This window comes from Elioraea thermophila (ex Habib et al. 2022), from assembly GCF_003336755.1.
Lineage (GTDB): Bacteria > Pseudomonadota > Alphaproteobacteria > Acetobacterales > Acetobacteraceae > Elioraea > Elioraea thermophila.
Genome location: NZ_QMDI01000006.1, coordinates 345,707 through 356,895, shown reverse-complemented (window position 1 = coordinate 356,895; position 11,189 = coordinate 345,707). Strand labels below are relative to the sequence as shown.

Annotated in this window: 11 protein-coding genes; 5 read left to right on the top strand and 6 right to left on the bottom strand. The window is 69.9% G+C overall.

The features are described 5' to 3' along the window. Positions 1-13: 13 nt before the first annotated feature. The 5 genes from murJ to DWB05_RS11560 all read left to right on the top strand — a co-directional run bounded on the left by murJ (position 14) and on the right by DWB05_RS11560 (position 4,971). The gene (murJ, locus tag DWB05_RS11580) at positions 14-1,558 is read left to right on the top strand and encodes a murein biosynthesis integral membrane protein MurJ (protein ID WP_114377348.1); all 1,545 of its coding nucleotides are present in this window, start codon (positions 14-16) and stop codon (positions 1,556-1,558) included. A 65-nt stretch (positions 1,559-1,623) separates the two neighbouring features. Next, positions 1,624-2,643, top strand: coding sequence for a tryptophan--tRNA ligase (gene trpS / locus DWB05_RS11575; protein WP_114377347.1), 1,020 nt, complete (start codon positions 1,624-1,626; stop codon positions 2,641-2,643). 169 nt (positions 2,644-2,812) lie between these two features. Continuing rightward, entirely contained in the window at positions 2,813-3,721 is a 909-nt protein-coding gene (locus DWB05_RS11570; RefSeq protein ID WP_114377346.1) for a sulfite exporter TauE/SafE family protein, read from the top strand. Continuing rightward, positions 3,718-4,440 carry a TIGR02186 family protein gene (locus tag DWB05_RS11565; protein WP_114377345.1) on the top strand — a complete coding sequence of 241 codons (723 nt, stop codon included), beginning with the start codon at positions 3,718-3,720 and terminating at the stop codon, positions 4,438-4,440. Before DWB05_RS11570 ends, DWB05_RS11565 begins: the two co-directional genes overlap by 4 nt. Positions 4,441-4,464: 24 nt before the next feature. Beyond that, positions 4,465-4,971 (top strand): universal stress protein, encoded by a 507-nt coding sequence (locus DWB05_RS11560; RefSeq protein WP_114377344.1) that lies wholly within the window; start codon positions 4,465-4,467, stop codon positions 4,969-4,971. A 16-nt stretch (positions 4,972-4,987) separates the two neighbouring features. On the opposite strand, the gene DWB05_RS11555 is transcribed toward DWB05_RS11560, so the two are convergent. The 6 genes from DWB05_RS11555 to rplI all read right to left on the bottom strand — a co-directional run bounded on the left by DWB05_RS11555 (position 4,988) and on the right by rplI (position 11,188). After that, on the bottom strand, positions 4,988-5,764 hold the full coding sequence (locus tag DWB05_RS11555; RefSeq protein ID WP_114377343.1) for an ABC transporter ATP-binding protein: 777 nt from the start codon (positions 5,762-5,764) through the stop codon (positions 4,988-4,990). Then, the gene (locus DWB05_RS11550) at positions 5,761-6,546 is read right to left on the bottom strand and encodes an MlaE family ABC transporter permease (protein ID WP_114377342.1); all 786 of its coding nucleotides are present in this window, start codon (positions 6,544-6,546) and stop codon (positions 5,761-5,763) included. The genes DWB05_RS11555 and DWB05_RS11550 overlap by 4 nt, the downstream gene beginning before the upstream one ends. Next, on the bottom strand, positions 6,543-7,655 hold the full coding sequence (gene alr / locus DWB05_RS11545; protein ID WP_456298232.1) for an alanine racemase: 1,113 nt from the start codon (positions 7,653-7,655) through the stop codon (positions 6,543-6,545). The genes DWB05_RS11550 and alr overlap by 4 nt, the downstream gene beginning before the upstream one ends. Further along, complete coding sequence (locus tag DWB05_RS11540) at positions 7,636-9,159, bottom strand: replicative DNA helicase (protein WP_114377340.1); 1,524 nt, start codon at positions 9,157-9,159, stop codon at positions 7,636-7,638. Before DWB05_RS11540 ends, alr begins: the two co-directional genes overlap by 20 nt. A 71-nt stretch (positions 9,160-9,230) precedes the next feature. After that, positions 9,231-10,478 carry an SAM-dependent methyltransferase gene (locus DWB05_RS11535; protein ID WP_198669151.1) on the bottom strand — a complete coding sequence of 416 codons (1,248 nt, stop codon included), beginning with the start codon at positions 10,476-10,478 and terminating at the stop codon, positions 9,231-9,233. A 137-nt stretch (positions 10,479-10,615) separates the two neighbouring features. Then, the gene (rplI, locus tag DWB05_RS11530; protein WP_114377338.1) at positions 10,616-11,188 is read right to left on the bottom strand and encodes a 50S ribosomal protein L9; all 573 of its coding nucleotides are present in this window, start codon (positions 11,186-11,188) and stop codon (positions 10,616-10,618) included. Position 11,189: the final 1 nt, after the last annotated feature.

Genomic DNA, 11,189 nt, shown 5'->3' with positions numbered 1-11,189 from the left:
GCCCGCTCTTCCCATGCTGCGCGCCGTCGTCACCGTCGGCGGCTGGACCGCCGCCTCGCGTCTCCTCGGCTTCGTGCGCGACATCCTGGTTGCCGCCGCTCTCGGTGCGGGGCCGGCGGCGGATGCCTTCTTCGTCGCCCTTAAACTCCCGAACTTCTTCCGCCGCCTGTTCGGCGAGGGTGCCTTCGCTGCCGCCTTCGTGCCGCTGTTCGCGGGCACCCTCGCCGCCGAGGGGTACCAAGCCGCACGCCGCGTGGCCGAGGGCGCGCTGGCGGCGTTGCTGCTTGCCCTCAGCCTGCTCACCCTCGTCGCCATCCTGTTCATGCCGCAGGCGATGATGCTGCTCGCCCCGGGATTCCTCGACGATCCGGTGCGCTTTCCGCTCGCGGTCGAACTGACCCGCATCACCTTCCCCTACCTGCTGCTCGTTTGCCTGGTCGCGGCGATGTCGGGCGTGCTGAACGGGCTTGATCGCTTCGCGGCCGCAGCCGCAGCACCGATCCTGTTCAACGTCGCACTGATCGGCGGCGTGCTCATCGCGCAAGGCACCGGCGGCTCGGTCGCGCACGGCTTGGCGTGGGGCGTGGCGGCGGCGGGCGTGCTGCAACTCCTGGCGCTTGCGGTGGCGCTCGATCGCGCCGGCATGCCGCTCGGCTTGCCCGCTCCCCGTCTCACCCCGGAGGTGCGCCTTCTGCTGCGCCGCATGGGGCCGGGCGCGATCGGTGCCGGCGTCACCCAGATCAATCTGATGGTCGATGTCATCATCGCCTCCTTCCTGCCGGCGGGGGCGATCGCCTTCCTCTATTACGCCGACCGGGTGAACCAGTTGCCGCTCGGCGTGATCGGCACCGCCGTGGGCACGGCGGTGCTGCCGAAGTTGACGCGCGAGGTGCGGGCGGGTGAAGCGGCGGCGGCGCTCGCCACGCTGAACCGTGCGATCGAACTCGCGCTCCTGCTCACCGTGCCGGCCGCGGTCGGCCTCGGCGTGGCGGCCTCCCCGATCATCGCCGTGCTGTTCGGCCGCGGGGCCTTCGGCGAGGCCGACATCGCCGCCACCGCCGCGGCCCTCGCCGCCTATGCCACCGGGCTTCCCGCCTACGTGTTGGTCAAGGTGCTCGCACCGGGCTTCTTCGCCCGCGGCGACACGCGCAGCCCCGTCGAGATCGCCGCCCTCTGCGTGGTGCTGAACGTCGCGCTCAATCTCGGGCTGATCGGGCCGTTCGGGCATGTCGGCATCGCGCTCGCCACCGTCATCTCTGCGTGGGTGAACGCCGCCCTGCTCGGCTGGCGGCTCTCCCGCCGCGGTCAATTCGTGCCCGATCGGCGTCTCGTGCGTTTCGTCTCCCGCCTCGTTCTCGCTTCCGTCGCGATGGGAGCGGTCGTCTGGGCAGGCGAGACGATGCTGTTCGCCGACCTTCTTGCGGCGCGCGGGCTGCGTTGGGTCGGGCTTGCCGGGCTGATCGCGCTCGGTGTGGCCGTGTTCGCCCTGGCCGCCGTCGTGCTCCGTGTGGCCGACCCGCGCGAGGTCCTGGCGCAGGTCCGCCGCCGCAGGGCTTGACCGAGCGCGCGCCCCGGCCGATCAGGCTCCCGAACCCTCCCCTCCACCAGGACGGACCAAGCCACGTGACCAGCCACGTCAAGCCGCTCGCGCGCATCTTCTCCGGCGTGCAGCCGACCGGAAATCTCCACCTCGGCAACTATCTCGGCGCCATCCGCAACTGGGTTCGCCTGCAGCACGACCACGAGTGCCTGTTCTGCGTGGTCGATCTGCACGCGATCACGGTGTGGCAGGAGCCGGCCGAGCTGCGGCGCGCCACCCTCGAGGTCGCCGCCGCGCTGATCGCCTGTGGCATCGACGCCGAGAAGCACGTCGTCTTCCACCAGTCCGCCGTGCCGGCGCATGCCCAGCTCGCCTGGATCTTCAACTGTGTCGCCCGCGTCGGTTGGCTGAACCGCATGACGCAGTTCAAGGAGAAGGCGGGCAAGGACCGCGAGAACGCCTCCGTCGGGCTCTACGCCTACCCGAACCTGATGGCGGCCGACATCCTGCTCTACAAGGCGACGCGCGTCCCCGTGGGCGAGGACCAGAAGCAGCACCTCGAGCTCGCCAACGACATCGCGCAGAAGTTCAACCACGACTACGGCCGCCAGGTCTTCCCGCAGATCGAACCCCTCATCCTCGGCCCGGCCGCGCGCGTGATGAGCCTGCGGGATGGGACGAAGAAGATGAGCAAGTCGGATGCATCCGATCAGTCCCGCATCAACCTGACCGACGATCCGGATGCGATCGCGCTGAAGATCCGCCGTGCCAAGACCGACCCCGAGCCCTTGCCGCACGACGAGGCGGGGCTTGAGGGCAGGCCCGAGGCGCGCAACCTGGTCGGCATCTACGCTGCCCTTGCCGACCTGCACCACGGGGCGGTGCTCGCCGAGCACGGCGGCAAGCCCTTCTCCGCCTTCAAGGCGGCGCTGACCGACCTGCTGGTCGCCACCCTGAGCCCCATCGCCGCCGAGATGCGCCGGCTGCTCGCCGACCCGGGCGCGATCGAGGCCGTGTTGCGGCGTGGCGCGGAGCGGGCGGCGGCACTCGCCGCCCCCACCATCGCCGAGGTCGAGGAGACGGTCGGCTTCGTCCGCCTCTGACACCGCGCGTGAGGCGGGGGCGCCCGATTGCGCCGCGGCGTGCCGCCCCGTGCGGTGCGCGCATCGCAAGGCTGCGATCCGCGTCAACTTCTCCTTGGTGTTGCCCTGATTAGGGTGTTGCTGGGCGCGGTGGCCACGCGGGGCCGCAGCCGGGCACGGGTCGGGGTCGATGCAGATCTATCTGCCCATCGCCGAGATGTCGGTCGACGGTCTCTCGATCGTCGGCATCGGCCTCGCCGTCGGTCTGCTCTCGGGGCTGTTCGGCATCGGCGGCGGTTTCTTGATGACGCCGCTCCTGATCTTCATCGGGCTGCCCTCGGCGGTCGCCGTCGCCACCTCGGCGAACCAGACCATGGGGGCCTCGATCTCCGGCCTGATTGCGCATTGGCGCCGTGGCAACGTGGACGGCAAGATGGGTATGGTGCTGACCCTGGCCGGACTGGCCGGGTCGGCTCTCGGCGTCCAGGTGTTCGCCCTCGTCCGCCGGGTGGGGCAGCTCGATCTCGTCGTTGCCGTCTTCTACGTCATCGTGCTCGGCATCGTCGGCGCGCTGATGGCGGCGGAGAGCGTGCGGGCCTGGCTGAGGCGTCGGCGCAAGATCCCCCGCCGGCTGCACGAGCACTTTTGGATGCACGGCCTGCCGGTGAAGATGCGCTTCCGCAAGAGCCGGCTCTACATCAGCGTCGTCCCGCCCGTGGTCATCGGCTTCGGCATCGGCTTCCTCTCCGCCATCATGGGCGTGGGTGGCGGGTTCATCCTGGTGCCGGCGATGATCTACCTGCTCGGCATGCCGACGGGGGTGGTCATCGGCACCTCGCTCTTTCAGGTCGTGTTCGTCACTGCCGCCGTCACGGTTCTGCAGTCGGTCAGCACGCAGTCGGTCGACATCATCCTGTCGCTGCTGCTGATGGTGGGCGCGGTGGCCGGGGCGCAGTTCGGCGCGGCGATGGGCTCGCGCCTGCGCGGCGAGGAGACGCGGGGGCTCTTGGGCCTGCTCGTGCTCGCGGTGGCGATGGGCCTCGGCTATACGCTGGTGCGCACGCCCGATGCCCCGTTCGTCCTGGAGCCGCTGCGATGAGGCGGCTTCTCCTGTCTCTCCTCTTGCTGCTGGTCGCCGCACCGGCGGCGCGCGCGCTGGTGGCGGAGGTGTCACAGCGCGAGATCGCGGTCAGCACCGGCTTCACCGGCGCCGAACTCATCGTCTACGGGGCGAAGGACACCATCCCGGCCGACGTGGTGATCACCGTGCGCGGCCCGCACACGCCGGTGGTGGTGCGCCAGCGCACGCGCATCGCCGGCATCTGGGTCAACGGCGCCTCGGCGGTGTTCGAGACGGCACCGGGCTTCTACGCCGTCGCCTCCACCCGTCCGCTCGCCGAACTCCTGCCGGAGGCGGAACGGCGTCGGCTTCGCCTCGGGCTCGACATGCTGCCGCTCCGCGCCAACGAACCACGGCCCGGCGACGGCTTTCGCCAGGCGCTGATCGCCCTCAAGGTCGAGCGCGGGCTCTATCGCGAAGAGAACAGCGGGGTCACGGTGACCGGCGAGCGTCTGTTCTCCGCCCGTATCTTCCTGCCGCCGACCGTGCCGCCGGGTCTCTATCAGGTCGACGTGTTCGGCATCCAGAACCGCCGGGTCGAGGCGGTGCGCGATCTCACCTTCGCCGTGCGCCGCGTCGGCACCTCGGCCGAGATCTGGCGTTTCGCCCACGTGCATCCTTGGCTGTACGGTGTGGGTGCGGTGATCGCGGCGGCGGTCGTCGGCTGGGCGGGCAGCGTGGTGTTCCGCCGCGGCTGAGAGGGCGTGTAGGCTGACGGTGGCATGACCGAGGAGAGCGAGCGCGAACGGGGGCAGGCGGCGGCGCGGCGGGAGCGGCTGTTTCTCGCCGTGGTCGACGACAGTCCGGAACGTTCGGTCGCCCTGCGCTACGCCGCGCTTGCGGCTGCGCGCGGCGGTGGCCGGGTCGCTCTCCTGCGCGTCGTCGAACCGCCGGGGCAGACCGAATGGGCCGGTGTCGCCGAGATGATGCGGGAAGAGCGGCGGGCGGAAGCGGAACAGCTCCTGCAGGGCCTGGCGGCGGAGGTGAACCGAATCACCGGCTCGGTACCCATCCTCTATGTGCGGGAGGGTGAGGCGCGCGAGGAGCTGTTGAAGCTTCTGGCCGAGGAGCCGGCGATCAGCGTGCTGGTGCTCGCCTCCTCCACCTCCTCCGAGGGACCGGGGCCGCTCATCACCGCGCTCACCGGCCGCTACAACCGTCTCCTGCGCACCCCGCTGGTCATCGTGCCGGGAAGCCTGAGCGACCAGGAGCTGGAGACCGTCACCTGAAGCGCGGTGCCGTCGTTCAGACTCGCACTTCCATCGTGATCGGGCCTTCGCTTTTGCCGCGCACGAACTGGTCGACGTAAGGGTTCCCGCTGTCGTAGATGCGGTCGGCGGGCCCCTGCCAGATGATCTTGCCCTTGTGGATCATCGCGATCTCGTCGCCGATCCGTTGCGCGGAGGCCATGTCGTGGGTGATCGAGAAGGCGGTCGCGCCGAGCCGTTCAACCTGCGCCACGATCAGCGCGTCGATGATCGCGCCCATGATGGGGTCGAGCCCCGTCGTGGGTTCGTCGAAGAAGATCAGGTCCGGTCGGGCGGCGATGGCGCGGGCGAGTGCGACGCGCTTCTGCATCCCCCCCGACAGTTCGGACGGGTAGAGATCGGCGACATCGGGGCCGAGGCCGACCTGGGCCAGGATCTCCACCGCACGCGGCTTCGCCTCGGGCCGGCGCATCATTTTCCGCGCGAGCAAGCCGAAGGCGACGTTCTCCCACACGGGCAGGCTGTCGAACAGCGCCCCCTGCTGGAACAGCATGCCGATCCGCGCGTTCACCGCTTCGCGTTCGGAACGGCGCATGGCGAGAACGTTCCGCCCGTCGATCTCGATCGTGCCCGCATCGGGCTCGATCAGGCCGAGGATGCACTTGATCAGTACCGACTTGCCCGACCCAGACCCGCCGATAACGACGAAGCCCTTGCCGGCCGGCACGTCGAGATCGAGGCGATCGAGCACCACCTTCGTCCCGAACGCCTTGCTCAGGCCGCGAATGCGGATCTTCGGCGGGGCTTCGCTCATCGCGCGAAGAAGAGTTCGGTGATGACGTAGTTGAAGGTGAGGATGAGAATGGAGGCGGAGACGACGGCGTTCGTCGTCGCCGCCCCCACGCCCTGGGCGCCGCCGCGCGAATGGTAGCCCTGGTAGCAGCCCATCAGCGCGATGATGAAGCCGAACACCGCCGCCTTGACGAGCCCCGAGACGACGTCCTGCACCTCGAGGAACTCCCAGGTGCGCTGCATGTAGGTGGCCGGGTTGAACTCGAGCTTCGCCACGCCGACGATGAAACCGCCGAGCACGCCGAGGATGTCGGCGATGATCACGAGGAGGGGCAGCACGATCGTCGCCGCGACGAGGCGCGGTACGACGAGGTATTTGATCGGGTTCGTCGACAAGGTCGTCAGCGCGTCGATCTGGTCGGTCACGCGCATGGTGCCGAGTTCGGCCGCGATCGCCGCCCCGATGCGCCCTGCCACCATCAGCCCCGCCAGCACCGGGCCCAGTTCGCGCGTGATCGAGAGCACGACGACGGTGGCGACCGCGCCTTCGGCCGAGAAGCGCGCGAAGCCGGTGTAGGACTGCAGCGCCAGCACCATCCCCGAGAAGATCGCGGTCAGCGCGACCACGGGCAGGGAGAAATAGCCGATCTCCATCATCTGCCGCGCCAGCAAGCGCGGATAGAACGGCGGGCGGACGACGTGGCTGAGGGCGACGGCGGCGAAGACGGCGACCGAGCCCGCTGCGGACAGGAGGCCGAAGACGCCGCGGCCGATTGCGGCCAGGAGATCGAGCAAAGCGCTCACGCCGCGCCGAGATACACGCGGTGGTGCCGGGCGGCACCGAGCGCGGTCAGGATCTCGTAGCCGTTGGTGCCGGCGGCCGCCGCGACCTCGTCGGGCGGAATCTCGGGCCCGATCAGCCGCACGGCGGCGCCAGGAACGGCCTCGGAAACGTCGGTGACGTCCACGGTGATGAGGTCCATCGAAACCCGGCCCACGATCGGCACGCGCCGACCGGCGAGCCAGCCGACGCCGCGGTTGGAGAGGCTGCGGTGATAGCCGTCGGCATAGCCAGCGGCAATGGTGGCGATCCGGCTCACGCGCTCGGCCCGCCATGTCGCATTGTAGCCGATCGTCTCGCCCGCCTCGATCTCGCGCAGTTGCAGGATGCGGGCCTCGACGGTGACCACGGGCCGCATCGGGTTCGGCCGACCGGGCGTGGGGTTGAGGCCGTAGAGCGCGGCACCGGGGCGGGCGAGGTCGGAGGCCGCCAGGGGGCCGAGAAAGATCCCCGAGGAATTGGCGATCGAGGTCGGCGCGGGCGGAAGCCGCGCGCGCCGCGCATGGAACAGCCTGACCTGTTCCGCGTTGCGCGGATCGTCGGCACATTCCGCCGAAACGAAGTGGGTCATCACGAAGCGGAGGTCGACCGCCGCAAGCGCTGACGGATCCTGCGCCAGCCGCTCGATCTCCCGCCGGCCGAGGCCCAGCCGGTTCATGCCCGTGTCGAGATGAAGGATCGCGGGCAGCCGCTCGCCGCGCGCGCGGGCAGCGGCACTCCAGCGCTCGATCGCGCCGGGATCGTTCAGCACCGGAACGAGCCCGGCGTCTGCCGCCTCCTCCTCCTCGCCCGGACAGAGGCCGTTGAGGACCGCGAGCATCACATCCGGCGGCACCGCGGGCCGGAGCGCGAGCGCCTCCTGAAGGCGCGCGACGAAGAGATGGCGCACGCCCTCGCGCAAGAGCCGACGCACCACCGGCACGGCGCCGAGCCCGTACGCATTCGCCTTGACCACGGCCGCAGCCCGCCCCGGTGCGGCGAGCCCGTTCAGCCGACGCCAGTTCTCCGCCACCGCGTCGAGATCGACGATCAAGCGCGAGGCGGCCGTCGCCTCAGATGGCGTCAAGGCCACTGTGCTGACGATCGAGATCGGCGAAGCGGGTGAATTCGGCCTCGAAGAAGAGCTCGATCTTGCCGGTCGGGCCGTGGCGCTGCTTGGCGAGGATGAGCTCGGCGACGTTGTGCACGCGCTCCATGTCGGAAAGCCACTTGGCGTGCGCCTCCTCGAACTTCGCCTGGTTGTCGAAGCTCATCAGTTTCGGCTCGCGGGCGGCGAGATAGTACTCGTCACGATAAAGGAACATCACCACGTCCGCATCCTGCTCGATGGTGCCCGATTCACGAAGGTCGGCGAGCTGCGGCCGCTTGTCCTCGCGGTTTTCCACCGCACGCGAGAGCTGCGACAGCGCGAGCACCGGCACGTGCAGTTCCTTCGCGATCGCTTTGAGGCCTTGCGTGATCTGGCTGATCTCCAGCACGCGGTTCTCGGGTCGCGAGCCCGGAGCGGGGCGGAGCAATTGCAGGTAGTCGACGACGACGAGGGCAAGGCCCTGCGTGCGCTTGAGCCGCCGGCAGCGCGTGCGTAGCGCGGAGATGGACAGTGCGGGCGTATCGTCGATCTGGATCGGCAGGGCGGCGATGCGGCGCGAGGCGGCGACGAAGCGGTCGAAATCCTCCGCCCGCACGTCGCCGCGGCGGATGCGGTCGGAACTCACGCGCGCCTGTTCGGCAAGCAGGCGGGTGGCGAGCTGTTCCGCGCTCATCTCGAGCGAGAAGATGGCGACCGCCGGCGCGCGCTTCTCGCCCGCGCGCGCCGCCTCCTCGGCCACCAGGCGGGCGGCGTTGAACGCCAGGCAGGTGGCGAAGGCCGTCTTGCCCATGCCCGGCCGGCCGGCGAGGATGATCAGGTCGGAGGCGTGCAGCCCGCCCATCTTCTGATCAAGGTCGCGAAAGCCGGTGGCGAGGCCCGAAACACCGCCCTGCGAGCGAAAGGCGCGCTCTGCCGCGTCGATGGCGCGGGAAAGGGCGAGATCGAAGGGGACGAAGCTGCGATCGGCCACCCCTTCGGTCGCGATCTCGAACAGCGCCTGTTCGGCGGCCTCGATCTGTGCTGCGCCGTCGAGGCCCTCCGCATCGCCGAAGGCGCGGTTGACGATCTCCTCGCCGATGTCGATCAGCTGGCGACGCAGATAGGCATCGTGGATCGCTCGCCCATAGTCGCCGGCGTTGATCACGCCGACGGTGGCGGCGACGAGTTGCGCGAGATAGGCCGTCCCGCCGACCTCCTCGAGCAGCCCCTCGTGCTCGAGATCGGTCTTCAAAGTCACCGCGTCGGCGAGCTGGCCGCGCTCGATCCGCCGCACGATCGCCTCGAAGATGCGGGCGTGCACCGGGTCGGCGAAGTGCTGCGGGGCGAGGAAATCCGCCACCCGCTCGTAGGCCTTGTTGTTGACCAGAAGCGCGCCCAGCAGCGCCTGCTCGGCTTCGAGGTTCTGCGGCGGCGTGCGCAGCTTCAGGGTCGCGAGCGGATCATCGGCGAGGCCGCGCGGGCGTGGCGGCGCGATCGATTGCGGCATGCGGAATCGGTCCCCTGCAACGATCGCGCGAGATTAGCGCGACTTCCCGCCCGCGCGAGGGGAGAGAGCGCTCACGCGTCTGTGGATACCGGGGACACGTCGCGACGAACCTCCGCCGCCTCGTCGGCATGCGTGATGTAGTCGCGCGTCAGCGGCACCGCGTCCTGCCGGTGCGCGAGCTGCGCCTGCCAGACGAAATGCGACTGGTGGCGGAAGGCGAGTTCGCAGGCGGCGAGATAGAACTCCCACATGCGGCAGAAGCGCTCGTCGTAGAGGGCGGCGATGGCGTCGCGGTTGCGCAGGAAGCGCTCCCGCCAGTGCCTGAGCGTGTAGGCGTAGTGCAGGCGCAGGATTTCGAGATCGGTCAACAGCAACCCCGACCGCTCGATCGGCGGCAGCACCTCGGACAAGGCCGGCGAATACCCGCCCGGGAAGATGTACTTGCGCAGCCAGGCGTTGGTGATCCCCGGTCCTTCGGGCCGGCCGATGGCGTGGATCAGCGCCACGCCATCGGGGGCGAGCGAGCGCGCGACCATGCGGAAGAACGCGTCGTAGTGCGGCACGCCGACATGTTCGAACATGCCGACCGAGACGATGCGGTCGTAGGTCTCGGTCACGTCGCGGTAGTCCTGCAGGCGGAAGCGCACGCGATCGGCCAATCCCGCCGCTGCGGCCCGCGCCGTCGCCTCGCGGTGCTGTTCCTCGGACAGCGTGATGCCGGTGACGTCGGCGCCGTACTCGGTGGCGAGGGTCAGTGCGAGCCCGCCCCAGCCCGAGCCGATGTCGAGCACGCGCAGCCCAGGCCGGTTCAGCACGAGCTTGGCGGCGATGTGCCGCTTCTTCGCCGCCTGCGCCTCTTCGAGCGTCTCGTCGCCGGTGCGGAAATAGGCGCAGGAGTACTGACGGTCGCGATCGAGGAAGAGGGCGTAGAGACGACCCGAGAGGTCGTAATGATGCGCGACGTTGCGCTTCGCCCGCCACACCGGGTTGTGTTGCTGCAGACGGCGTAACCAAAGCCCCAGCCGGTCGAGCCACGAGAGCATGGGCGAACGCGCGCCGCGGGCGAGATTGAGCATGAGAAGATCGAGGAGGTCGTAGATGGAGCCGCCTTCGACCTCGAAGGCGCGGTCCATCCAGGCCTCGCCGAAGCGCAGCGAAGGGTGAAGCGCGATGCGGCGCATCGCCGCGGCGTCGAGGACACGGACACGGACGGAGGGGCCCGGATCGCGACCCGCGAAGTCGCTGCGTCTGCCGTCGGGCCAGAGGAGTTCGAGCCGGCCCGCGGAGACGACGTCGCGCAGCACGCGTTCGATCATCATGCCCACCTCCCCCGGCGCGTGACCATCGGGGGGCGGAGGGGCTGCCAGAGGGCGTCGCCGCCGCCTCTCCTCGCCGCGCCGATGCGAAGTCTAGAGGCGGCTCGCCGGGCGAGGGAAGGGGTGGCCGCCGACCCGGCTCAGATGTCCGGCTGTTCGCCCGTGCCGGGGATGGGCGAGGTCCCCTCGAACATCCGGCTGAGATCGGCGCGCTCCTCCTCGGCCGCCGCGGTGACGCGCTCGCCGCGCGCCTGCTTCTCGGCCTCCTCCAGGCTGCGCGCCACATTGACCGTGATCGCGATCACCACCTCGGGGTGCAGGACGACGCGTACCTGATAGAGACCGAGCGCCTTGATCGGGTGGTCCAGCACCACCTGCTGGCGGGTGATGGTCAGCCCCGCTTCGGTTGCGGCCTGGGCGACGTCGCGCGCGGTGACCGAGCCGTAGAGCTGGCCGCTTTCACCCGCCTGGCGCAGGAGCACGACGGCAAGACCGGCCACACGTTCGGCCACGCGCTCCGCCTCCTCGCGGCGCTTGAGGTTCTGCGCCTCGAGCTGGGCGCGCTCGGCCTCGAAGCGGGCGAGGTTCTCCTTCGTCGCCCGCACGGCCTTCTTCTGCGGCAGGAGATAGTTGCGCGCGTAGCCGGGCTTGACCTTCACCACGTCGCCCATCTGGCCGAGCTTCTCGACGCGCTGCAGCAGAATGACGTCCATT